Annotated in this window: 19 protein-coding genes; 12 read left to right on the top strand and 7 right to left on the bottom strand. The window is 70.2% G+C overall.

What is annotated here, in order from left to right:
* From ACFWPS_RS33030 to ACFWPS_RS33010, 5 genes are all read left to right on the top strand, one after another.
* On the top strand, nt 1–850 hold an 850-nt coding region (locus tag ACFWPS_RS33030; RefSeq protein ID WP_383711742.1), incomplete at its 5' end, for an MMPL family transporter.
* Between the two features lie 32 nt (nt 851–882).
* On the top strand, nt 883–1,023 hold the full coding sequence (locus ACFWPS_RS33025; protein WP_383711739.1) for a hypothetical protein: 141 nt from the start codon (nt 883–885) through the stop codon (nt 1,021–1,023).
* Entirely contained in the window at nt 1,020–1,280 is a 261-nt protein-coding gene (locus tag ACFWPS_RS33020) for a hypothetical protein (RefSeq protein WP_383711736.1), read from the top strand. The genes ACFWPS_RS33025 and ACFWPS_RS33020 overlap by 4 nt, the downstream gene beginning before the upstream one ends.
* A 64-nt stretch (nt 1,281–1,344) precedes the next feature.
* On the top strand, nt 1,345–2,967 hold the full coding sequence (locus tag ACFWPS_RS33015) for an FAD-dependent oxidoreductase (RefSeq protein WP_383711734.1): 1,623 nt from the start codon (nt 1,345–1,347) through the stop codon (nt 2,965–2,967).
* 484 nt (nt 2,968–3,451) lie between these two features.
* Nucleotides 3,452–4,561 carry an MBL fold metallo-hydrolase gene (locus ACFWPS_RS33010; RefSeq protein ID WP_383711731.1) on the top strand — a complete coding sequence of 370 codons (1,110 nt, stop codon included), beginning with the start codon at nt 3,452–3,454 and terminating at the stop codon, nt 4,559–4,561.
* Between the two features lie 540 nt (nt 4,562–5,101).
* On the opposite strand, the gene ACFWPS_RS33005 is transcribed toward ACFWPS_RS33010, so the two are convergent.
* The 4 genes from ACFWPS_RS33005 to ACFWPS_RS32990 form a co-directional block, all read right to left on the bottom strand.
* Entirely contained in the window at nt 5,102–5,965 is an 864-nt protein-coding gene (locus tag ACFWPS_RS33005; RefSeq protein ID WP_383711728.1) for a bifunctional 5,10-methylenetetrahydrofolate dehydrogenase/5,10-methenyltetrahydrofolate cyclohydrolase, read from the bottom strand.
* Nucleotides 5,966–6,139: 174 nt separating this feature from the next.
* Complete coding sequence (purU, locus tag ACFWPS_RS33000; protein ID WP_383711725.1) at nt 6,140–7,048, bottom strand: formyltetrahydrofolate deformylase; 909 nt, start codon at nt 7,046–7,048, stop codon at nt 6,140–6,142.
* The gene (locus ACFWPS_RS32995; RefSeq protein ID WP_383711724.1) at nt 7,045–7,917 is read right to left on the bottom strand and encodes a methylenetetrahydrofolate reductase; all 873 of its coding nucleotides are present in this window, start codon (nt 7,915–7,917) and stop codon (nt 7,045–7,047) included. Before ACFWPS_RS32995 ends, purU begins: the two co-directional genes overlap by 4 nt.
* 110 nt (nt 7,918–8,027) lie before the next feature.
* Complete coding sequence (locus tag ACFWPS_RS32990; RefSeq protein ID WP_383711721.1) at nt 8,028–9,386, bottom strand: aminomethyl transferase family protein; 1,359 nt, start codon at nt 9,384–9,386, stop codon at nt 8,028–8,030.
* Nucleotides 9,387–9,761: 375 nt separating this feature from the next.
* Between ACFWPS_RS32990 and ACFWPS_RS32985 the strand changes: the two genes are divergently transcribed.
* The 5 genes from ACFWPS_RS32985 (at nt 9,762) to ACFWPS_RS32965 (ending at nt 16,705) form a co-directional block, all read left to right on the top strand.
* Nucleotides 9,762–10,688: a LacI family DNA-binding transcriptional regulator gene (locus ACFWPS_RS32985; protein WP_383711719.1), complete on the top strand. Its 927-nt coding sequence runs from the start codon at nt 9,762–9,764 to the stop codon at nt 10,686–10,688.
* Nucleotides 10,689–11,181: 493 nt separating this feature from the next.
* Nucleotides 11,182–12,426 (top strand): extracellular solute-binding protein, encoded by a 1,245-nt coding sequence (locus tag ACFWPS_RS32980; protein ID WP_383711717.1) that lies wholly within the window; start codon nt 11,182–11,184, stop codon nt 12,424–12,426.
* Nucleotides 12,427–12,527: 101 nt separating this feature from the next.
* A complete protein-coding gene (locus ACFWPS_RS32975; RefSeq protein ID WP_383711756.1) occupies nt 12,528–13,379 on the top strand; it encodes a carbohydrate ABC transporter permease in 852 nt (283 codons plus the stop codon).
* Nucleotides 13,376–14,263 (top strand): carbohydrate ABC transporter permease, encoded by an 888-nt coding sequence (locus tag ACFWPS_RS32970; RefSeq protein WP_383711714.1) that lies wholly within the window; start codon nt 13,376–13,378, stop codon nt 14,261–14,263. Before ACFWPS_RS32975 ends, ACFWPS_RS32970 begins: the two co-directional genes overlap by 4 nt.
* Before the next feature lie 87 nt (nt 14,264–14,350).
* Nucleotides 14,351–16,705: a glycoside hydrolase family 3 N-terminal domain-containing protein gene (locus tag ACFWPS_RS32965; protein WP_383711711.1), complete on the top strand. Its 2,355-nt coding sequence runs from the start codon at nt 14,351–14,353 to the stop codon at nt 16,703–16,705.
* A gap of 50 nt (nt 16,706–16,755) precedes the next feature.
* Here the strand turns inward: ACFWPS_RS32965 and ACFWPS_RS32960 are convergent, their stop codons facing one another.
* From ACFWPS_RS32960 to ACFWPS_RS32950, 3 genes are all read right to left on the bottom strand, one after another.
* Nucleotides 16,756–17,787: a LacI family DNA-binding transcriptional regulator gene (locus ACFWPS_RS32960; protein WP_383711709.1), complete on the bottom strand. Its 1,032-nt coding sequence runs from the start codon at nt 17,785–17,787 to the stop codon at nt 16,756–16,758.
* A gap of 84 nt (nt 17,788–17,871) precedes the next feature.
* Nucleotides 17,872–20,052: an RICIN domain-containing protein gene (locus ACFWPS_RS32955; RefSeq protein ID WP_383711754.1), complete on the bottom strand. Its 2,181-nt coding sequence runs from the start codon at nt 20,050–20,052 to the stop codon at nt 17,872–17,874.
* A gap of 419 nt (nt 20,053–20,471) precedes the next feature.
* A complete protein-coding gene (locus ACFWPS_RS32950; protein WP_383711707.1) occupies nt 20,472–22,826 on the bottom strand; it encodes an MMPL family transporter in 2,355 nt (784 codons plus the stop codon).
* A gap of 148 nt (nt 22,827–22,974) precedes the next feature.
* On the opposite strand from ACFWPS_RS32950, the gene ACFWPS_RS32945 reads away from it, so the two are divergent.
* Both ACFWPS_RS32945 and ACFWPS_RS32940 read left to right on the top strand, forming a co-directional pair.
* A complete protein-coding gene (locus ACFWPS_RS32945) occupies nt 22,975–23,613 on the top strand; it encodes a TetR/AcrR family transcriptional regulator (protein ID WP_383711705.1) in 639 nt (212 codons plus the stop codon).
* A gap of 150 nt (nt 23,614–23,763) precedes the next feature.
* Nucleotides 23,764–24,195 (top strand): chorismate-binding protein, encoded by a 432-nt coding sequence (locus ACFWPS_RS32940; RefSeq protein WP_383711703.1) that lies wholly within the window; start codon nt 23,764–23,766, stop codon nt 24,193–24,195.
* Nucleotides 24,196–24,388 lie beyond the last annotated feature (193 nt).

Raw genomic sequence — 24,388 nt, 5'->3', positions numbered from 1 at the left:
CCGGACTGTCGACGGGGTGTCCGGAGCCGAGGTCACGGGTCGGTCCGGCGACGTCGCCCGGGTCACGGTCATGTACCGGGGCGACCCCATATCGCCCGAGTCGCGGGATCTCGTGAGCCGGATCCGGGCGGTACCGGCACCACCGGGTGGTGAGGCACTGGTGGGTGGCCAGACCGCGCAGCTGGCCGACCAACTCGCCGCCGTGGGCGATCTGCTGCCCTGGATGGCGCTGATCATCGGCGGCGCCGGCTTCGTCCTGCTGTTCCTCGCCTTCGGCTCCGTCGTGCTGCCGGTCAAGGCGATCGTGATGAACATCCTGTCGCTCGGCGCCTCGTTCGGCGCACTGGTCCTGATCTTCCAGGACGGCCATCTCTCCGGCCTGTTGGACTTCACCTCCACCGGGACACTGGAGGCGACCCAGCCGATTCTGGTCCTCGCGGTCGTGTTCGGGCTGTCGATGGACTACGAGGTCTTCCTGATGTCCCGGATCCGCGAAGAGTACGACCGGACCGGCGACAACACCGCGGCGGTCGCGGTCGGGCTGCAGCGCAGCGGCCGGATCATCACCAGCGCCGCGCTGCTCATCCTGGTCGTCATCGGGCTGTTCTCCGTCTCCGGAATCACGTTCATCAAGCTGATCGGGGTGGCGATGCTCATCGCCGTCCTGGTGGACGCGACGATCGTCCGGGCACTGCTGGTACCGGCCACGATGCGCCTGCTCGGAAACGCGAACTGGTGGGCGCCGGCGCCCCTGCGGCGCTTCTACGCCCGCCACGGCCTCCGGGAGGACGACGACCCGCCCCCCACACCTGATCCCCGCCCCGCACCGGCCAGTACGCCGTCCGACTGACCCTCCTGCCGAGGACGAGACGAGGCGAGACGATGCATCAGCGCGCATACGACAGCCAGTGCACTGCCGAGGAGCAGCGGCACACCACCGCGAAGTCGCCCATCAGGAACCCGAAACTGACGTTGTTCGCACTGGCGTTGGGCACCTTCGCCAGCGGCGCCGGCGAGTCATGATGTTCGCCATCCCCACCATCCAGGTCCGGTTGACCGGTTTCGCACCGGGCGCCCCGACCTTGATGGGAACGCTCAACCTGGCCGCGCTCAACCTGGCCGACTGTCTCGGCGCGATCGGCGGCGCGGTCGCCCTCGATGCCGGCTGGGAGACCCTGTCCACCGTGTGGGCCGGCTTCGTCCTCACCACCGCGGGTCTGCTCCTGTACGTCATGACCGTCGCCCGGGTGAAGCCGGCGCCCGTTCCGGTTCGCGCCTGAACAGCCCGACTCGACCAGCACTCCAGCAAGAGACCCTTCTGGTCCGGTGTGACGGAGGAATCACGTGAACGACGGTGCGGCACAGCGCGGGCCGGTCCTGGACGACGAGCAGTTCCGCCGGCTCGCCGAGTACGGGGAGGTGGAGCACGCCGAGCCCGGCCGGGATCTGTACACGTCCGGCGACGACACCTACGACTTCTTCCTGCTCCGGTCGGCGACCGTGCACATCGTCCGGGACGCGACGGCGATCGAGCCGGAGCGTCTGATCTACCGGGGCGGACCCGGAGACTTCCTCGGCGAGCTCAACCTGCTGACCGGTCAGCACGTCTACCTGACCGCCCGGGTGGTGTCCGCCGGGACAGTGGTCCGGATCCGGGCGGCGATGTTGCGCCGGGCCCTCGCCGAGCAGGTCGACATCGCCGACACCCTGATCGAGGCGTTCAGGGAACGGCGAGAGGAGATCCGCGGGGCGGCAGGCAACGCCCTGGAGCTCGTCGGCCGGTCGTACGCCGCGGAGACGCTGGAACTACGCACCTATGTGGCGCAGATGCTCCTGCCGCATTCCTGGCTCGACGCCGCCACGCACCCCGGACGCTCGCTGATGAGACTGGCGGGGCTCGGCGAGGACGACCTCCCGGCCGCGATGGTCAACGGTTCGCTGCTGAGGCGCGCGACGCCCAGAGCTGTTGCCGAGGTGCTCGGTCTCACCTATCGAGCCGACGGGCGTCCGGTCGACCTCGTCGTGGTGGGCGCCGGCCCGGCGGGTCTGGCCGCCGCCGTGTACGGGGCGTCCGAGGGTCTCGTCACGGTACTGCTGGACCGCGCCGGGCTCGGCGGCCAGGCCGCCAAGAGCGCCCGCATCGAGAACTACCTGGGCTTCCCGCACGGAGTCAGCGGCGAAAGCCTGACCCGTCTGGCGATGGTCCAGGCACTCAAGTTCGGTGTACGGATCCACTCGCCCTGCGCGGTGGCCGGCCTGGACCTCTCCGAGGAGCGACGGCCGGCCGTCCTGCTGGAGGACGGCGCACGCATCCAGTGCCGCGCGGTGATCGCCGCGACCGGGGCCCACTACCGGCACCTCGACCTGCCGCGATGGACGACTTTCGAGAAGTCCGGTTGCGTCCGGTACGCCGCGACCGAGCTGGACGTCCGAGGCTATGAAGACCAGCCGGTGACGGTCGTCGGCGGCGCCAACTCGGCCGGGCAAGCGGCCCTGTCCCTCGCCGCCCGTGGTGCGACGGTGGACCTGATCGTCCGCGGCGCCGATCTCGGAGCCCGGATGTCGTCCTACCTGACCGACCGGATCCGAGCGCATGCGCGGATCCGGGTCCACACCAGCAGCACGATCCGCGAACTGGGCGGCGACGACACCCTCGCGTCGATCGTCGCCGAGAGGGCCGACGGGCGGTGGGACCGGCTGGCCTGCCGTGCCCTGTTCTGCTTCATCGGCGCCGACCCGGTGTCGGGCTGGCTGGACGGTGTGGCCAAGGACCACAACGGCTTCGTCCTCACGGACAGCCGTCTGCCTGCCGAACCGTTCGGTACGGCCCTGCCGTTCCAGACAAGCGCACCCCGGGTCTTCGCAGCCGGCGACCTCCGGGCGGGCTCGACGAAAAGAGTGGCCACCGCCGTCGGCGATGGCGCCGGCGCGGTCTCCTCCGTCCACGAGGCACTCGCCGACGACTGACACGTCCCTCGGCCGCCGCCGGGGGTTTCACCTCTGTCGTTACCCCGAAGGGCCGAGTCGGCAACTGGACGGACACCTCGTACCGGGCGCCTGCCACGGCTGCCGCGATGCCTCCCGAGGAGTTCCGCGACTGCCTCGAAGCAGGGCGGTGAGGTTCTCTCAGCGGCCGAGTTCGACGTCTCTACGGGGTCAGGCGTGGACCACGTCGAGTAGGCGCGGCCTTCGCTGGTGGGGAGTCACACCGGGTCCGGCAGGTTCATGAGGGCGAGTTCGGCGTGGCCGCCACATGGCGTCAGCAGACCGCCTACGACGTGGACGTCGTCGCTTTCGCGGTCGACTCTCACGAACAGGTACCAGTGGAGCAGCCGTCGCGCTGTGCAACCTCATGCTGCGCCTCGGACCGTAGACGGGACGGCGCCCGGTGACGATTGTGGCAGCGCACCATTCGAGCCGCACGAAGGAATGTTCCGCCATGTGTGAGTCGATGAGCGATTCCCCGGACGCGTACCCGTCCCGCCGAAGGCTGCTGGGCGCGGTGGCCGCATCGGCCACCGTCGTCGCCGCACCGCTGCTGAGCGCTGAACGGGCTTCGGCCGCCCCGCAGGTGACAGGGCCGAGCAGTTCCGGAAGCGGTCTTTCGCTGACTTTGCTGGGGACCAACGGCGGGCCCCCGCCGCTCGCGACCCGGTACGGCATCTCCTCCGCGGTCGTCGTCAACGGCCGTACATACGTGGTCGACTGCGGGCGGGGAGCGGTCACCCAGTACCTGCGCGCAGGGCTCTCGATGCCGTCGCTGGCCGGCATCTTTCTCACCCATCTGCACGCCGACCACATCGTCGACTACTACGCCTTCCCCATGCTGGCGGCCGGCGCCTCGGGCTCGCAGGGCTTCCAGAAGCCCGTCGATGTGTACGGCCCCGGTCCAGCCGGCATCTCCTCCACCGTCACGGGCGCTCCCGGGCCACTGCCGGGAACCGTCGAGATGACCCGGCTGGCGGGGCAGGCGTACGCGGCTTCCCCCACCTTTTTCATGGCCGAGCACACGGGTACCGACCCGGGCGCCCTCCTGAACGTCCACGATGTACTGCCTCCCTCCGGCATCCAGGCCTCAGCGGCCCGCACGGCACCGGCCATGCGGCCCTTCACCGTCATGGAGAACGACGACCTCAAGGTCTCCGCGGTCCTGGTCCCGCACGGCGCTGTGTTCCCCGCGTACGCCTACCGCTTCGACACCGACCACGGCAGCGTCGTCTTCTCCGGCGACACCACTCCCACGCCGAACGTCGTGACGCTCGCCCGTGGTGCGGACGTGCTGGTGCACGAGGCGCTCTACCCCGGCGGGCTGGCCGGCCTCGGGCTGCCGCAGGCCCTGATCGACCACATCCTCGCCAGCCACACCGACGTGGCCCAACTCGGCCGCATCGCAGCCGAGGCGGACGCCCGTACGCTCGTGGCCACCCACCTCAGCCCCGGACAGCAGACCGCGGCCGGCGACACCACCTGGCGTCGCCTGCTGCGCGACAGCGCGCGCGACGCCGACTACGGCGGCCGCATGCTGCTGGGTTCGGACCTGATGTTCCTCGCCGTGCGCTAACGGGGGCTACCCCTGACCCCCTGCTCAGCACCGGAGTCCGGCCTGCTGCTGGTGACCGGTCTGGTCGTGGGCGGCATCCGGGCGCCGCGCGTGAACCTGTTCCGCACCTCCACCGGCGCCGGCGAAACCGCCCTGCTCATCGGGGTGTCGGGCATCGGTATCGCCCGTCGACCAAGCGCAGGCGGGCGGTCCGGTATCGCACGTCGGCATCCAGGCCGGCGCGTTCCTGCCCCTGCGGACCTCGAAGCCACCGGCAAGGCCCCGGACGCTTACGGCGCGAGCTTCACGGACGCGCCGAGCACCTGCGCTCTTCCCGGCGGCAGCGGCACGATGGTGGCCGTGGTGATCGCCTCGTCGTGGTCGGCGTCCGTGCTGGGCAGGCGCACCATGCCGGGCGGGCCGGACGGTGACGCAGCCGGCGGGGGCTGCAGAGGCGACCGCGGCCGGGGACGCGAACCGGGCTAGCCGCGAGCGCGGAAGGACAGTTGTCCGTCGGTGTCCGCGACAGGTGTCTCCGGCGGACGACCACCCGGCCCCGGGTCAGGCCGGCACGGCCTGCCGTTCGGCGCCCCACTCGGCGGCGCGCAGAGTGTTGACCACGAGCATCGCGATGGTCATCGGCCCGACCCCGCCGGGCACGGGCGTGATGCGCCCCGCGATGCCGTCCAGTTCGGCGGCACGGACGTCTCCGGTGAGTCCGGTGGGGGTGCGGTGGATGCCGACGTCGATGACGGTGGCGCCGGGTTTGACGTGTTCGGGGCCGACGAGGCCGCGTACTCCTGTGGCCACCACCACGATGTCGGCAGGCCGGGTGACGGCTGCGAGGTCCGCGGTGAACTCGTGGGCGACCGACACGGTGGCGCCCCGCCGCAGCAGCAGCTGCGTCAGCGGGCGTCCCACCAACTCACCCCAGCCGACCATGGCGACGCACGCGCCCCTGAGCTCGATGCCCTCGGCGTCGAGGAGTTCGATCACACCGCTCGGCGTGCAGGGTCGCAGTCCGCGCTCACCACGGGCCAGCCGGCCGGCGCTCGCGGTGGTCAGGCCGTCCACGTCCTTGGCGACGGGGATGCGGTCGATCAGGGCTGCGGCAGTCAGGTGGGTCGGCAGAGGCAGCTGCAGGAGAATCCCGGACACGTCCGGGTTGTGGGCCAACTCGTCGATGACGGTGGCGACTTCGAGCTGTGTGGACCGCTCGGGCAGCTGCCGGTGGAAGTCACGCATACCGGCCTCTCGGACGGCCCGGCGTTTTGCGGTGACGTAGACGGCGCTCGCCGGGTCGTCGCCGACGAGGACGGTGGCGAGCCCGGGCACGCGTCCCGCGCGTGCGGTCTCGGCGACCCGGTCGGCCACCGAGGCCCGGATCCGCCGGGCGATCTTCGAACCGTCGATCTTGCTTGTCATGGTGGCGAACCGCCTTCTGCTGGTGAACGATTCGCCCGGTGGAGAGGACTGCGTGCCGGATACGGCCTGGGCGGCCGCGGTTGTACGGCGCCGGAACCTGTTGGTGCCCACCGGCGCGCGACAAGACCACCTGTCCCCGTGCCGGGCGGTTCGTCTGTCGGAACAAGGGAGTCGCTAGGCGAAGACGATGGTGTGGTTGCCGTTGCGGATGACCCTGTCCTCCGCATGCCAGAGCACGGCGCGCGAAAGGACGGCCCGTTCGACGTCGGCGCCGCGGCGGGTGAGGTCCGCGGCCGTGTCCGCGTGGCTGACGCGGACGACGTCCTGTTCGATGATGGGGCCCTCGTCGAGGTCTTCGGTGACGTAGTGGGCGGTGGCCCCGATCAGCTTCACGCCTCGTTCCTTGGCCTTGGCGTAGGGGCCGGCGCCGATGAAGGCGGGGAGGAAGGAGTGGTGGATGTTGATGATCGGCACCCCGACCCGCTCGATGAAGTCGCCGGAGAGGATCTGCATGTAGCGGGCGAGGACGACGAAGTCGACGTTGTCCTTGAGGAGGCGCAGGTGTTCGGCCTCGGCCGCCGACTTGTCCGGCCCCGTCGACGGCACGTGGAAGAAGGGGATTCCGAACGAGCGGACCTCCTCGGCGACATCGGGGTGATTGGAGATCACCATCGGGATGCCGACCGGGAGTTGACCCTGCCGGTGGCGCCACAGCAGGTCCAGCAGGCAGTGGTCGGACTTGCTGGCGAAGATCGCCACCCGCTTCGGGACGGACAGGTCGCGCAGCGTGCAGGTGAGGCCGTACCGCTTGACGAGGTGTTCGTCCAGGTCGGCTCTCAGATCGGGCAAGGCCGCCTGAAGGACGTCCATGGTGAAGACGGTGCGCTGGAAGAAGGCGCCGCCCTGCGGGTTGTCGGAATACTGGTCCAGGGACACGATGTTGGCGCCGTGACCGCTGAGGACCGAGGTCAGAGCGGAGACGATCCCGGTGGCGTCGGCGCCCTGGACGATCAGCGAGGCCTGGTGACCGGGCGTCCTGGTATTCCTTGCCGAGGGGTACGCCTTGTCCTGGGCGAGCGTCATGCCTCGATCTCCTTCCTGAACCGGGCGGCCCATTCAGCGGTGGCCCGCAGTCCGCCGAACGTGTAGAAGTGGACCTTCACCTCGCCATGGCGGGCGGGGTCGTAGCCCTCGGCGAGCGCCCGCAGGAACCGGTCCGGGCCGGCCGTGCCCATGAGGTTGGTCAGGGACAGGCCGTACTTCTTGGCGATCGTGGCGCTGGTGCCGACGCCGAAGCGGGCCGCGTAGGACATCAGGCGCCGCACCCCGGCCGGTCCGGGGACACCGATCCGGACCGGGAGCGCGATGTCCATGCCGCGCACCCGCTCGATCCAGGCGAGTACGGGATCCACGTCGAAGCCGAACTGGGTGATGACACTGCCGTCCAGGCCCTGCGCCGCCAGCGCCGCGCTCTTGTCCCGCAGCGCCGACCACAGCGCGTCCTCGGCGATGGCGGGATGGCCCTCCGGGTAGCCGCTGATACCGACGTGCCGGACGCCGAACTCCTTCAGCAGGCCCGATTCGATCAGGGAGAGCGAGTCCGCGTACGGGCCCTCCGGGCGGGCGGGGTCGCCACCGATGGTGAACACGTTGTGGCAGGTTCCGTCGGCTCGCAGTCCGGCCAGAAAACCCTCGAAGTCGGCCTTGGAGCCGAGGCGGCGGGCCGAGAAGTGCGGCACCGGTACGAAGCCGAGCCGCTTCACGGCTCGGGCGGCGGCCAGCCGCGTCTCCAGGTTCTCGTTGGCGAGGAAGGTGACGTTGACGCGCGTGTCCCGGGGGATCGTGTCCCCGGCCTCTTGCAGCTTGGATACGTCCTTGCCGGTCATCTCCAGCGAGAAGTCCTCCAGCAGCGATGTACTCACCGCTGCCGGAGCCGTGTCGAAGGGGTTCATGGTGCTCCTTGTCGAACGTGTGCGGGCGCGCGGCACCGCCGGACGAGACCACTCGGAAGAGGGGAGCGGCTCGCCCGGCCCGAGAGGGGTGTCGGGTGGTGCCGGACCGGTCAGGCGTCGCGGCGATACCGGGTGCGGGCGTGCTGGTCGAAGGGGCTCGGTTGCACGGTGGCGCGGATGCGCGGGAAGCCGAGGTCGGCCTCGGGGGCGGTGCCGCTGCCGGGGTGCTCGCCCCACACCACGCTCACCGCGGTGCCGGGCGCGGAGTGCGCGGGCGCGATCAGGGTCTGGGCCAGCACGGTGCCGACCGGGTCGACCGACGCGATCTGCATCGTCATGCCGGCCAGGTCGCCCTCGCCGCTCTCCACCCGGTGCCGTGCGTAGCTGAGCACGAATCCGGGGTCCCGGCCGTCGCCCAGCACCCGGTGCACGTCACCGGGGTCGAGTACCAGGGTGACCTTCCTGCGGAGCTCCTCGTCCCTGGCCTTGTCCTTGGCCTTCAGCAGGGCGTCCCGGCCCTGGAAGTCATGGCCGAAGTGGATCATCTTGCCGTAGCCGAGCTCGTACGGGGAGACGTAGTAGTCCTCGATGTCCCGCGAGAAGTGGCTGCCGCTGAGCGGGCGTTGGCCCTCGATGCCGAACAGGGGCAGGTACCTGCGGTACTCCCGCAGTTCGGGGTCGGTGTAGATACCGGGGACCGGCGAGGGGATCCAGCCGCTCTCCACGCTGGGTGTGGTGTAGGCGAGGGCACCGACCTGGACCAGTCCGAGCGGCTCGCCCGCCTTCAGGAACGCCTCGTGGACGTAGGCCCCGTGCTCCCAGGGGCCGATGAACTCGTAGCCGGCCTGGCCGGCCATCCCGTGGCGCAGGGCCCGGAACGCGCGTCCGTCGAGGGTGACCGGCGTGGAGTGGAAGAACTTCGTCTCCGGAAGCGGTCCACCGAAGGCGCTCTGCACCACGTCCAGGGCCCGCGGCCCCTGGATCTGATAGCGGAAGAGCTTCGGGGCGCGCCCGCCGGGCCGGAAGGCGGAGGAGGGATCGGTGACGAACGAGACGTCGTAGCCGCCCTTCTCCGCGTGGTACTGCACCCAGTGCTGCGCGGCCGGGATCCCGCTGAGCAGGTAGCTGTTGTCGCCCTCGCGGGCGAGGATCCCGTCGGTGACGATGTGGCCGTCGCGAGTGACCGGCACATACTGCTTGGCCTGTCCGACCGCGAACTTCTCGAAGTTGTTGACGCCGTGGTCGGCCAGCACCCGCGTGGCGTCCGGCCCCTCGATCCACATGTCGTACATGTGATGCGACAGGTTGAGCAGCGCCACGCCCTCGTGCCAGGCCGCCTGCTCCTGCCGCCATCCGACGAACTCACGCTCGACGACCTCGGGGGTCCACGGCTCGGCGCCGGGCTTCCACAGCAGGTCGACGGGCGAGCCCGCCTTGTCGATGCCGTCCTGAAGGCTGGGGGTTGTCATGCGGCTCCTTCCTGGGTCGAACACTTTGCTAGAACGATTTAGCGAACCGCCCACGTCTGCCTCGGCGCGAGTTGGTGAGTGTGGTGGATGGACGGGCGCCGGGTCGGTGGGTGGAGGCTACTTAATCGATCTAGTGGGACGCTAACAGGGGGACTCCCGGGTTGAGGAGGCGCGTGCGCCGCACTCTTTGGTTGCGTACGGCGCAAGGAAGGAGCCGGTGGCGGCGAGGGGCGTACCCGACCTGTCAGGTTGATTGCGGAAGTACCCCAGGTGCGTAGGCTAGCCTGAACTTAATCGTTCTAGGGCTGGGAAAGCGTGCCTGGTGACATCCCTGGAGGGCTGGAGCCGTAGCCCTCCAGGGAGAGGGGATCCGTGATGGGCCGTTCTGGTCGGGTGACGTTGAGCGACGTGGCCAAGGCGTCCGGAGTGTCGCGGGCCACGGTGAGCTTCGTACTGAATGACGACCCACGGCAGACGATCTCCGTCGCGACCCGCGAGCGGGTCCTGGAGGCCGCCCAGGACCTGGGGTACGTCCCGCACGGGATCGCCCGGGCCTTGCGCGAGGGCTCCTCCCGCGTCGTGGTGCTCAATGTCGACTGGGGCATGGAGGGCAACTTCTCCCGGAGCTACGTCCGCGGCCTGGACGAGGAACTCGCTGAGCACGACCACATCTTGCTGGTACGGCACGGGCACGCGAACCCGGAAGCCACGCAGAAGGTCCTCGACACCATCGTGCCGCGAGCGGTGCTGCGGCTCGGAGAGGTGTACCTGCGAGGGGCGGAACCCACCGAGGAGGACTGGGAACGCGGATTCGCCGCCAACGCCGCACTCCAGATCCGCCACCTCGCCGAACAGGGGCACAGGCGCATCGCCATGGCCCTGCCGGACCACGACTTCCCGCTGACCGGTGCCCGGCTGGGTTTCGCCCAGGAGACCGCTCGACAGCTGGGAATCCCACCCCTGGAACGCTTCGTCGTCCCCCGGCCGCGAGAGGCCGGCGCCGCCGCCGTCGAGGCGTTCCTGGCGGCCCATGGAGATGTGACGGCCCTGGCGGCGTTCGACGACGACATCGCGCTGCGAAGCATCACGGCCCTGCGCGACCTCGGGCGGCGCGTGCCCGACGACGTGGCCGTGATCGGCTTCGACGAGACCGAGTACGGCTCCCTGACCACGCCCGCGCTCACCACCGTGCACATCGACGCGGAAGTCCTCGGACGCATCGCCGCCCGAGCCGTCCTCGACATCGACACCGAGGGACTGGCGCCGGTGCCGGGACGGGTTGTGGTCCGCGAGTCGGTCTGACGGCCGGGTGGCCGCCGCCCGTGCGGTGCAGGGTCCCCACCGACCCCGTGCCGCGGCGGATGGTCCGTGGCTCTCCTCTCCGGCCGCCTCCGCCTCCGCCTCCGCTTCCGCGCCGTCGATCCGGAGCTGCGACCGGGCGGCGCGACGGGCGCCCGGTGGCAACGCGCCGGCGTCAAGCCGGTTGAACGCTGCCTGATGCGGCACCGGCCCTGCCGTCATGCCTTCTCGCGAAAGTGTTTCGTAACCGAGGAATTTCCTCTCCTTGTCCCCGCCGTGAATTCCGTGTCAGTGTCCCGGTCCAGCAGGCAGGCCGTCCGCGGTGATGACGTCCGAAAGCTTTTCGCACCAGTCGCCCATCTGCCTGGCGCATGAATACGGCATGCCGAGAGAAGAGAGGCAGATAATGCGCGGATTTCCGGCACCCGGAAAGAGCGGTGCGAGCATTCCGGGAGTGCGACGCGGGATCGGTGTCGCGATCGTCGTTGCCACAGCCATGTCCCTTGCCGCGTGCGGGACTTCGGGGCCGGCGGGCTCGTCCTCGGGTTCGTCGTCGAAGGGCCTGACCATGTGGGCGCTCAACGACCAGACGATCCTCAAGGAGTCCGTGGACGCCTACAACAAGGACCACCCGGACCAGAAGATCACCCTGCGGCTGTTCGCCAACGACGACTACAAGCAGAAGCTGCGCGTGGCCTTCGGCGCGAACCAGGCCCCCGACCTCTTCTTCAGCTGGGGCGGCGGCGCGCTGGACGACTATGTGAAGGCGGGCAAGGTGGACGCCGTCACCGACGCCCAGGTGGACCTGCTGCGGTTCACGCCCAGCGTGCTGAAGAGCGCCACCTTCGACGGCCAGACCTACGGTGTCCCGGCGAACGGTCTCGCGCCCGTCGTCCTCTACTACAACAAGAAGGTCCTGAAGGACGCGGGCGTCGAGCCGCCGAAGACATACGCCGACCTGCTCGCGGCGGTGAAGAAGCTGAAGGGCGACGGCGTCACCCCGATATCCCTCGCCGCGAACTCCAAGTGGCCGACGCTGATGTACATGGAGTACCTGCTCGACCGCGAGGGCGGGTCCGAGGTGTTCGACCGGATCGCCGGGGGTGACCCTTCCGGCTGGAAGGATCCGGCGGTCACCGCGGCCGACACCCGCCTCCAGGAACTCGCCAAGAACGGCGCCTTCGGCGACAACGCCTCCTCCGTCAACTACGACCAGGGCGCCTCCACCGCACTGCTCTACACCGGCAAGGCCGGCATGGAGCTGATGGGCACCTGGGAGTACGCCAACCTGGTCAAGGCCGCGCCGGACTTCGTGAAGAAGGACCTCGGCTACGTCGCCTTCCCGTCCCTGTCCGGCGGCAAGGGAGACCCGAAGGACATCGTCGGCAACCCGTCCAACTTCCTGTCGCTGAACGCGGCGAGCAAGAACAAGTCCGCGGCGCTGACGTACCTGAAGGACTACGTCATGAACGGCGACCAGGTCGACGCCTATCTCGCTTCCGGCAGTGTGCCGCCGGTCAACGGGCTCGACTCGAAGCTGGCGGCCGTGAAGCCGGACGACAAGGCGTGGCTGACCTTCGTCTACAAGCTGGTGCAGGACTCACCGAACTTCCAGCTCTCCTGGGACCAGGCGCTGCCCTCGGACCAGGCCGACCCGCTGCTGACGAACGTGGACAAGTCGTTCCTGCGGCAGATCAAGCCCGAGGAGTTCGGGACGAACATGAACAAGGCGGCACAGTAATGGCCACTGTGGTCCGTACGTCGCGTCCGGTCGCGTCCCACAGGGCGCGGCCGGGCACGGCCCGTGGCGGCCGTCGACGGCGCCGTTTCGGCGGCCTGCTGATGGCCGCGCCCGCCCTGCTCCTGTTCGGTCTGTTCGCCCTGGTGCCGCTGGTCGGCGTGCTGGTGCTCAGCCTCTCCCGCTGGGACGGCCTGGGTTCCGTCGGCTGGGCCGGCCTCGCCAACTGGACCGGAGTCCTCGGCGACGGCGCCACCTGGCAGGCACTGTGGCTCACCCTCAAGGTGATGGTGGTGAGCTGGCTGGTGCAGACCCCGCTGGCCCTGGCCCTCGGCGTCTTCCAGGCTCCCCGGGGACGGCTGCGCGCGCTGTTCGCCGTGCTCTGGTTCCTGCCCCTGCTGCTGTCCGCCGTGGCGATCGGCCTGACCTGGCAGGCGCTGCTCGACCCGTCGTTCGGCATCGGCGCCACGCCCGGCCTGCACTGGCTGGCCCAGCCCCTGCTGGGCTCGCCCGATCTCGCCCTCTACACGGTCATCTTCGTGATCGCCTGGCAGTTCACGCCGTTCCACGCGCTGCTCTACCAGGCCGGTATACGGCAGATCCCGGTCTCCCTCTACGAGGCCGCCGCGATCGACGGCGCCGGACCCGTGACCCGCTTCCTCCGCATCACCCTCCCGCAGCTGAAGTACACCTTCGTCACGTCGAGCACGCTGATGCTGGTGGGCTCGCTGACCTACTTCGACCTGATCTTCGTCCTCTCCGGAGGCACCGGCGGCCCCGGCACCGCGACCCGCGTGCTGCCGCTGGCCATGTACATCACGGGCTTCCAGGCCCACGACATGGGCCGGGCCAGCGCACTCGCCACCCTCCTGGTGGTCTTCGGTCTCGCGCTGTCGCTGCTCACCACCCGCCTGTCCGGCTTCACCCGGATGGACAGCCAGCAGGAGGGCCTGTGAGCACCGCCGTCACCCCGCGTCGCACCGCCACTGCCGTCACGGCCCCGCGCCGCACCCTCACCGCCGTCACCACCGTGCGCCGCACCGTCACCGGCGGTGCCACGCTCGTGTGGACCGCGCTCGTCGTCGTACCCGTCTACTGGCTGGTCGTGACCAGTCTGCGCGGCAGTACCGACTTCACGACCGCGAGCCCGCTGGCACCTCCCGCCCACCCGACCCTGGACAACTACCGGACCGTCCTCGACGGCGGGTTCAGCACCTACCTGCTCAACAGCGTGGTGGTCACAGCGGCGGCGGTCGCGATCACCGTGGTGGTCGCGCTGATGGCGGCCTTCTCCATCGTCCGCTACACCAACCCCTGGTCCCGGCTGTCCTTCCGCCTCTACCTCCTGGGCCTGGCGATCCCGCTCCAGGCGGTGATCATCCCGGTGTACCTGCTGATCATCCGCATGCACATGTACGACAGCCTGCTCGCGATCGTGCTGCCCTCGGCGGCGTTCGCACTGCCGGTCACCGTGATGATCCTGGTCAGCTTCCTGCGGGACGTGCCGCGTTCGCTGTTCGAGGCGATGGTCGTGGACGGCGCCGGCGACTGGCGGATGCTGTTCTCGCTCGCCGCGCCGCTGGCCCGGCCCGCGCTGGTGACGGTCGCGGTGTACGACGGCCTCCAGGTCTGGAACGGCTTCCTCTTCCCTCTCATCCTGACCCAGAGCGGCGACAAGGCCGTCCTGCCGCTCGCCCTGACCCTCTACAAGGGGCAGTTCGGCATCAACGTGCCCGCGACCATGGCGGCGGTCGTCCTCTCCACCCTTCCCATGCTGGTCGTGTTCGTCCTCGCCAGGCGTCAGCTGGTCGCCGGACTGACGGCCGGATTCTCCAAGTAGCCAACGCCCAGAGGGAGTCGGCCGGGACGACAGGGTCGCCGGCCGCCCTCGGCATGCCCAAGTGACAACCCCCACGAGGAGTCGTGCATGACGACCACCACGCCGGACCACGCCGATCTCTCCCCGGCGGACGACGGCCGCCCCTGGGCCGACCCCGCCCGCCCGGTCGACGAACGCGTCGAGGCGCTGCTGGCGAGGCTCACCCTGGAGGAGAAGATCGCCCAGCTCAGCAGCGTCTGGGAGGACGTCGAACCGGCCGGCCCCGAAGTCGCCCCCGGAACCAGCCTGTTCGGGCGCGTCGGCGACCTCGACGAGACCGCCCGGCACGGCCTCGGCCAGCTCACCCGCCCCTACGGCACCGTCCCCCGACCCGCCCTGGAACACGCCCGCCTGCTGGCCGCACGCCAGCGGCAGATCATGGCACAGAGCCGCTTCGCCATCCCGGCGATGGCCCACGACGAGTGCCTCACCGGCTTCACCGCCTACGGCGCCACCATCTACCCCACCTCCCTGGCCATGGCGGCCACCTTCGACCCCGCCCTGATCCGCCGGGTCGGCGCGGCCATCGGCGCCGACATGGCCGCGGCCGGCGTCCACCAGGGTCTCGCCCCGGTCGTCGACGTCATCCGCGACTACCGCTGGGGGCGCTGCGAGGAGACGTACGGCGAAGACCCTTACCTGGTGGGGGAGATGGGCGAGGCGTACGTCCTGGGCCTGCAGGGCGCCGGGGTGTACGCCACCCTCAAGCACTTCGCTGGCTACTCCTCCTCCATGGGCGGTCGCAACCACGCCCCGGTCGGCATCGGCCACCGGGAACTCACCGACGTCATCCTGCCGCCCTTCGAGCGGATCGTCGCCGCCGGAGTGGGCTCGGTGATGAACTCGTACGCCGAGATCGACGGCGAGGCCCCCGCCGCGAGCCGTCGGCTGCTGACCGGTGTACTGCGCGACCAGTGGGAATTCCAGGGCACCGTCGTCTCCGACTACTGGTCGCTGCCGTTCCTGGTGAGCGCACACCGGGTGGCCGCCGATCTGCCGGGCGCCGGGGCGATGGCCCTGCGCGCGGGCCTGGACGTCGAACTCCCGGACCAGCGCGGCTTCGGCGCGGCGCTGGTTGATGCCGTACGAAGGGGAGAGGCCGACGAGGCCGACGTCGACCGGGCCGTGCGGCGGGTGCTTCGGCAGAAGGTCGCACTCGGGCTCCTCGACCCCGACTGGGCCCCGGAGCCGCCCGCCCTGCGCGAGGAGGTCCTGGACCTGGACAAGCCGGAGAACCGTCGACTCGCGTACGCCGTGGCCCGGTCCGGTGCCGTGCTGCTGCACAACGACGGGGGCCTCCCGCTGCCCGCCGCCGGCCGGATCGCGCTGATCGGCCCGTGCGCCGACGACGTCCGCACGATGTTCGGCTGCTACAGCTTCCCCAACCACGTCCTCTCCGACCGCGACGACCTCGGCAACGGTGTGGAGACGGTGTCGCTGCGGGCCGCACTGGGCGATGAACTCCCGGGCGTGGAATGGCTGTTCGCGCCGGGGTGCCCGATACGGGACGAGGACCGGGGCGGCATTCCGGCCGCGGTGGAGGCGAGTCGCGCGGCCGACCTCTCCGTCCTGGTCGTCGGCGACAAGCCCGGCATGTTCGGCATCGGCACCTCGGGAGAGGGCTGCGACGTCGAGGACCTGCGGCTGCCGGGCGTGCAGGAGGAGCTGGTCGAGGCGGTGCTCGCGACGGGCAGGCCCGTCGTCCTCGTCGTCGTCAGCGGGCGTCCGTATGCCGTGGGGCGGTTCGCGGCCGGTACGGCGGCCATGGTGCAGGTCTTCCTGCCGGGCGAGGAAGGGGGCCGAGCGGTCGCCGAACTCCTCTCCGGCCGCGCGAACTTCAGCGGCAGGCTGCCGGTGCAGATTCCCAACTCGCCCGCCGGACAGCCGTACACCTACCTGCACCCGCCGCTGGGCGACCGGCAGAGCTGGCTGTCCAACCTGGACCCGAGCCCCGCGTTCCCCTTCGGGCACGGCCTGTCGTACACGTCGTTCGGGATCGACGGGCTGGCGGTCGATCGTGAACAGGTGCCCACGGACGGCGAGTTCACGGTCTCCGTGCAGGTGCGGAACACCGGAGCCGTCCCCGGCGCCGAGACCGTCCAGCTGTACTTCACCGACCCCCTCGCCCAGGTCACCCGGCCGGTCCGGGCGCTGCTGGCCTTCGCCAAGGTGCCGTTGGAGCCGGGGGAGGAGGCGACCGTTCGCTTCGACGTCCACACCGACCGTCTGGCCTTCACCGGACTGGACGGCCGACGTGTCGTCGAGCCCGGCGAGATCCTGCTCTGGGCCGGGTCCTCCAGTGGGGACACCCCGAACGAGGTGGGCGTCCAGCTCGTCGGTGAGCAGCGGGACGCGAGCGTCGTACGGCAGCACGGAGTGCCGGCGGTGGTCGAGCGGGGCTGAGGAAGGGCGCACACGGCGCGGGCGGTCTCCTCACGGGACCGCCCGCCTTTTCATGCGCGGGGCGGGGCGGAGGTGGAGGCCCGGAGGATCAGCTCCGTGGCCAGTTCGATGCGTGGGGAGGCGGGCGGGCGGCCCTCCGCCACCGACAGCAGCACGCGGGTGGCCTCGCGCCCCAGTTCCTCGAACGGCTGGCGCACCGCGCTCAGCGGCGGGGACGCCATGGCCGCCACCAGGGTGTCGTCGAAGGACATCACCGCCAGGTCGTCCGGCACCCGGAGTCCCAGTTGCCGGGCCGCCTCCAGCACACCGAGCGCCTGGGCGTCGCTGGCCGCGAAGACGGCCGTCGGGGCCCGCTCACCGCGCAGGATCCTGAGGCCTGCCGCGAGCGCCTCGTCGTAGTCGAAGTCGGTCGAACCCACGATCGCCGGGTCGTACCCGATGCCCGCCTCTTCCAGCGCCGCCCGGTAGCCGTGCAGCCGCGCCGCGCCGGCCAGTGAGTGCGAGCGTCCCGCGACCATGGCGATCCTGGTGTGTCCGATGCCCAGGAGGTGCTGGACCGCCTCCCTGGCCCCGCTCCAGTTGGTGACCCCGATGCTCGGGATGTCGGCCGACGGCGCGCTCAGCGGGTCCACCAGCACCACCGGCAGCCGCTGCTCGACGATCCGCCGCTGGTCGTCCTCGGCCAGCATCGAGATCACGATGATCAGCCCGGCCGCACCGAGCGCCACGCACTCCTCCAGCCACTGGGAGATGGAGCGTCGGCTCGTGGTTCCGGTCACCACGTCTACGTCGAGCTCACCGGCCGCGTCCACGATCCCGCGGACGACCTCCAGGGTGTACGGGCCCGACAGGTCCCGGAAAACGGCGATGATCTGCCGGGACGCGGTGGCCTCCCGGTCCCAGGAGCGCACGTACCCGTGCTGCTCCAGCAGTTCCTCGACCCGGGACCGGGTCTTCGCGCCCACGTCACGGCGCCGGTGCACGACCTTGGACACGGTGCTGAGCGACACCCCCGCCTCCTGGGCGATGCTCGTCAGCAGGCCGTACTGTGCGTCCAGCTGCCCCTTGCCCTGAACGGTCACTGTCCTCGTTCTCCCGTCGGCAACCTGGCGCCATGCAACAGCAGCGGGCGCCGGCAGACAAGACTCCGGCGCCCGCTGGTGCGGCTACTGGACTCTGCTCCACTGCTGGGTGGCGGTACCGAGGCCCGTCCACAGCTCGACCTTCGAACCGTTGGCGGTCCCCCAGCCGGTCACGTCGATGACCAGACCGTCGGAGCGGTTGACGATCGTGCCGTCCACCCGGAACGCCCACTGCTGGCTGGTCTTGCCGTTGCAGGCCCACAGGATCAGCTTGGTGCCCGCGGTGGTGCCGTCGCCGTTCGCGGCCAGGCACTTGCCGGAGATGCGCAGCTCGCCCGCGCCGGTCTGGGTGATGGTCTGGTTGGCGTTGCCCGAGCAGTCGTAGATCTGCACCTGGACGCCGGTCTGGCCGTTCGGGACGTCGAGGCAGCGGCCGGAGTAACTGCCCTTCAGTGTGAACGTCGAGTCCGTGGGGAGCGGGTCCTGGACCAGCTGCCAGTCCTGCGAGCCGTCGTCGGTCGACGCGGCCAGGGTGACGGAGCCGCCCGCGGTCGCGCCCGTCATGTAGAGGCTGGTGTTCCGGACCGAGCGGAGCTTGTAGTAGCCGCTGGTGGAGGAGGCGACCAGGGTCCAGCGTTTGTCGGTGGCGTCGTCGTCGACCCACTGGGCCAGCTTCTGCCCGGCCGTCGCGCTGCCGGTCCAGATGGCGGCCGCGCGGCCGCCGGCCTTGTTCAGCAGGGTGATGTCGGAGCCCTTGGCCTGGGTGTGCCAGCGCTGGGTGGCGTCCGAGGAGCTCACGGCGCTCGTGACCAGGTCGGCGACGTTGCCGGTGAGGTTGGCGTCCTGCGTCTTGCCGGACGCGGGGGCGAGGGCCTGGCCGGTCAGCCGGTTGACGAGGGTGTAGTAGGCGCCGTCGGACCGGCCGAGGTCGACCTCGGCGTACTTCACCGGTCCGACGCTGGTGCCGCTCCAGGACGCCTGGAGGATCAGCACGCGTCCGGTGCCGTCGACGTACTGCAGGTTGCGGCTGTACCCGGCGGCGATCGGCGTCTGGTACTGCTTCCAGGTGCCGGTGCTCGTGCCCGACTCGTTCACCCACACGCTTCCGCTGCCCGCCGCGTTGTAGACGATCCGCCCGTCGGGCATCGGGAGGAGGACCGGACTGCCGCCCGTGGCGAGGGTGTTGCCGCCCGACGGCACGGGCAGCGAGGTGATCGCGGCGTCCGTGCCCGCGAAGAACCTGGTCGGGTCGTCGGCGATCCGGTACCGGACGTTCGTTCCGCCGCCCCAGTACTCGTACGTCATGATCCACTTGCCGTCGGTGGTCGGCGCGACGGTCGTCATGCCGGGGCGTCCGCCGCCGATCTCGGTCTTGCCGCCGCCCATGTCCACCGTCGAGCCGGGGACGTCGACGACGGGACTGCTCCAGGCGGAGCTGCTGGTGCCGTCCCAGGTCCGGTGCATGAGGACCTGGCCGCCGGAGTCCGTCGCCGTGGCGTTGTCGGGGTCGAGGGTCGGGGCGCCGGTGCTGGTGTCGTAGCCGGTGTAGTCGTCCTCGTCGGAGTAGTAGGCGATCAACTGCCCGTTGTGGGCCAGCAGATGCGGCTCCCAGACCGGGTCCACCTGCTTGTAGGTGTTGGCGGTCGAGGTACGGCCGACGCTGCCCGCACTGCCGCCCTGCCAGCCGCCGGCGGCGATGACGTTCTGGAAGCTCCAGGTCGCCCCGTCATCCGTGCTGGAGTACAGGGCCAGCGCCACGTCCTTGCGGTCGCCGTCGCTGGTCGGCGTCCAGCCGGCGTTCGCGGCCTTCTGTTCCTCGTAGTAGTAGTCGTCCCCCGAGACGATGCTCGCGAGCAGCAGCGTGCCGGCGCTCAGGTTGCCCACGCTCTGCGGGAGAACGTAGAGATACGGGTTCGTCCAGTTGCTCGTGTACTTCGCGTACGCGGAGTCGGCGGACAGGTAGGCGGGGGCCTTGACGTCGGCCAGCTTCGCCCAGGTGGTGCCGTCGTCGTCGCTCTTGTAGACGGGCAGGGTCTGCCCCACCGGAGCGGTCTCGCTGTCCTCGAACGTCGCCACGATCCGGCCGCTCGGCAACTGGGCCGATTTCGGGTAGAGCACGCAGGGACTCTTGTTGCAGGCAGCAGAATTCGTCGCCGAATAGAGGTTCGCGACGCTCGGCTGATATGCCGACGCACCCGTCGCGGCCATGATGGTGAATGCCATACCGATGCCTGCGGCTGCTGCTGCCCCGAGCACCTTTCGCATCAAAGTACGTCTCAACTCGGTTCCTTTGTGCGGTTCCTCTGGCAGGAACGGGCGGAACGGAAATGTGAGGACAGTATTGGGACACGGCAGCGGTGTGTCACGGGCAGGTTTCCGAAAGTGTTTCGCGTACGCGTGGTGACCGGGACTTGACGCGGCGGCGTGGCCTGCCGTCCGGGCTCTCGACGTACTCGACGCCCTCGGGTGAGGCGAGCGGATTCAGCGGATACGCGGGAGAACGGGCGGAGGCGGCCGGACCCGGACTTGAATGGAATATTGAGCGGAATTCCCGTACGAATAGCCCGGGTTGCAGGAACTGAGGTGGTCTTTGATCTCGCCTTCGAGGGCGGGCTGCTGCAGCGGCCCGCCCTCGAAGCCCGGTTGCAGGACCTTGGCCCGTGCCCGGCTCACCAACTCGTCGATCAGCCGGTGGTCTCGGTCTGCTGGGCCGGGGCGGCCGGCTGGGCAGTCACGGGTCGTGGCAGGGGGATCCGCTGGGCGAGCTTGTCGCCCTCGACGTCCAGGTCGGGTAGCAGGCGGTCCAGCCAGGCGGGGATCCACCAGGCTTTCTCGCCCGCGAGTGCCATGGTGGCCGGGATGAGGGTCATCCGGATGACGAAGGCGTCGATGAGGATGCCGGCGGCGAGGGCGAAGCCGGCCTGTTTGATCATGGGCTGGGCGTTGAAGACGAAGCCGGCGAAGACGGACACCATGATGGTGGCCGCCGCCACGACGACCGAGCTCGCGCGGGCGAAACCGGTGACGGTGGCGTCGAGGGCGTCGGCTCCGTGGACGTGTGCCTCGCGCATGGAGGTCACCAGGAACATCTGGTAGTCCATCGCGAGTCCGTAGAGGACGCCGGTGATGATGACGGGCAGCAGGCTCACGACCGGTGCGGTGGCGTCGAGTCCGATGAGGTTCTGCAGCCAGCCCCACTGGAAGACGGCCGTGGTGAGGCCGAAGGCGGCGCCGATCGTCAGCAGGAAGCCGACAGTGGCTGTCACGGGGATCATGAAGGAGCGGAAGACCAGGAGCAGGATGATCAGGGAGAGCCCCAGGACGGTTGTCACATAGAGGGGCAGGACATCGGCGAGCCGGTCGGAGACGTCGATTGCGAGCGCGGTGAAGCCGGTGATGCCCACCGTGACACCGTAAGCCCTGCTCATCCGCGCGCCTTTGTCCCGTACAGCGGTGACGAGGTCCTTGGTGGCATCGTCGTTCGGACCGCTGGCGGGCACCAGGCTGAGGATGGCGGTGGTACCGGTCCTGCTCATCCCGGCCAGGGAGACCGAGGTCGCACCCTTCACACCGCGCAGGCCGGAGGTGACCGCCGCGAGGGTCTCGGGAGTGAGGGACCGTCCGTTCACGCTGGAGTTGACGGCGATCAGGAGGGGACCGTTGTAGCCGGGGCCGTAAGCCCTGCTGGTCAGCTCGTAGTTGCGGCGCTGCCCGGTGTCGGGGTTGTAGCTGGCACCGGAGGGCAGGCCCAGTTTCATGCCGGCGGCGGGCACGGCCAGTACCGCGGGGATCAGGATCGCGGCCGTGAGGGCGGCGTACTTGTGCCGGACCAGGCGCGATCCCCAGCGGGTGGCCCGTCCGCGGTGGGTGGCGGCCAGGTGCCGCTGCGCCTTGTGGCGGATCCGGGCGGGGCAGATCCGCTCCTTGACCAGACCCAGCAGCGCCGGCAGCAGGGTCAGGGCGAGCAGCACGGCGATGGCGACCGTGGCGGCCGCGACGAGGGCCATGGTGCTGAGCAGGGTGATTCCGACGACCAGGAGCCCGGCGAGGGCGATGACGACGGTGGTGCCGGCGAAGAACACGGCGCTCCCGGCGGTCCCGACGGCACGGCCGGTCGCCTCGTGGGCGTCCAGCCCGTCGTCCAGGATCAGCCGCCGCTCACGGTTGACGATGAACAGGGCGTAGTCGATGCCCACGGCCAGCCCCAGCATCAGGGCCAGCACCGCGGCGAGCGAGTGGATCTCGAACACGGTGGAGAGGGTGAACGCGCCGCCCACTCCCACGGTGACGCCGACCAGGGCGATGACCAGGGGCAGGCCCGCCGCGACGACCGACCCCAGGGTGACCAGCAGGACGAGGGCCGCGACGGTGACGCCGACGACCTCCCCGACGCCGGCGATCTCGGGGAGCTCCAGCATCGACGCCGACGGCAGCACCTGAAGGCCGCCGCGTGCGGCCTGCTGCCCGGCGGTCTTGATGGTGCTGTCGATCGTGCCGGAGGGAAGCTCGTAGGTCTGCTGGTCGAACTGGAACTGCAGCAGAGCCGTCGAGCCGTCGGCGGAGACGATCACGCCCGGCACCGGCTGACCTCCCGACTGCAAGGGGACGGGTGTCCTGTCGGAGGACGGCGCCCCGGAGGCCCGGGCCACCGCAGCCTGGGCCCGCAGCAGGAGGCTGTTCCGGCCCTTGGCGGTCTCCGCGGCCAGGGCCTTCCTGGCGTCGATGACGTGGTCGTGGCGGTAGACGGCGTTCACCGCCGCCAGCAGGGCGGACCGGACCCGCGCGTCGTCGATCCGGGCGCCGGCCGGGGCCTTGAAGAGCAGCATGCCCTGGCCGCCGGACGCCTCCGGCAGGGAGCTGGCCAGATCGTCGATGACCTGCTGGGACGGGGTGCCGTCGATGCGCACCTCGTTGCTGAGCTTGACCGGGTTGGTCACGAGCAGGGCTATGACCGCCGCCAGCACGGCCAGCCAGCCGCCGATGACGTACCACGGTTTGCCGTAGGCGAATCTTCCCAGCCGGTACAGCAGAACGGACACAGCTCTCCCCTTTGTCCGGCGGTCCGGCAGCCCGGACCGCGTCACGAAGTGAGAGGGTACTACCAAAGTGATAGTCAACTATCACTCCGATAGGATGCTATCGCCGTCGGAGAGACGGCCTTCATCGCAGGACAGGGAAGAGTCACGCATGGCAAGCACCAACGACCGCGCACCCCGGCGCCGGGTCGACGCCCGCTCCAGCGTGGAACGCATCACCGCCGCGGGACGCACGGTGCTGGGCAGGGGCGAAGGCTCGCTGGAGCAGATCGCGGCCGAGGCCGGCGTGGGCATCGCCACGCTCTACCGGCATTTCCCGAACCGGGAAGCCGTCGTGCGGGCCGTCCTGAACGACATCCTCGAAACCGACCTGCTTCCGCTGATCGACGGCGCCGCCGACGCTCCCGACACGCGCCAGGCGCTCCAGGACATCGCCACGCGTCTGCTCGACCTGATCACCGAGGAGCGGGGCCTGGTCACCTTCGCCAGCAACTTCGCCGACGTGGCGGTGGACGTCCTCCAGCACTTCAGCGCCTCGCTTCACCCGCTCCTGGTGCGCGGGCAGCAGGCCGGCGAAATCCGCCCCGACCTCACCGCCGAGGACATCCCGCACTTCCTCGTCATGGCCGTCGCCGGCCTGGCCCTCCCCGGAACCGCACCCTCGTTGCGGGCCCGCTTCATCGCCCTGCTCTTCGACGCGCTCGACCCCGCCGGCGCAACCCCCCTGCCCCCGCTGCTCACCGGCGAAGAGGACCTGCGTACCGCTGTCGGCAACGTCACGCGTACCTGAATCCACAACCGGCTGTCCTGCCAAGGGAGCTGCAGCGTCCGCAGCGATGGCGCCGTGGCCGGAGGAACGGGAGCGGAGGCAGGCCCTTGCGCGCAGGCGGATCGCCGAAACGCGGACGCGAACACCCTCTGCATGACGCCGAACTGGGCAATGACCGACGGCTTTTGCCCGTGCAGCACCGCACTGAACAGGGCTCCGTATCGGAGGTCATCGGACGGTCCGCCGTCGTCGGTTCCGGCGCTGGTCGCCGAGGAGGCAGGGCTGCTCCCCGAGGAGTCGCCGCCGCACGGCGCCGGAGCGGGAACCCGACGACTGTGCATACCCGGCCCTGCCGCCGTCTGGCGGCTGCTGCCCCTGGCACAGCTGGTCTTCGAGGTGGACACCGACTTACCGGAGACCTCGTACGCCTTTGTCACCGGACGTCTCGACGAGGGCCTGGGTACCTGGGAGGCGGTGCGTGCGATGTTTCCGGCGGGGACGATGACCGGCGCGCCCAAGGTGCGGGCCATGGAGATCATCGACGGCCTCATGGCCGAAGCCGCCGACATGTACGGCCAGATCGTCGTCGGGCCGCCGCGCTGACCCCCGAAGGCCTGCGCAGGCGTGCCCGCGACCATCTCCGCGGCACGGATCCCACCACGCCGCATGCCGACCCCGTCTTCACCGACCTGACCGGTCCGGCACCCCTGCTCATCCAGGACGACGCCGCCCTTGAATTCGACGTGAGCGACGAGGGCGGCGCCACCTGGGTGGGACGGGCTGCCGCACCGCCGCG

Source organism: Streptomyces sp. NPDC058457 (assembly GCF_042720695.1).
GTDB lineage: Bacteria > Actinomycetota > Actinomycetes > Streptomycetales > Streptomycetaceae > Streptomyces.
This window is presented reverse-complemented; position numbering and strand designations above follow the sequence as displayed.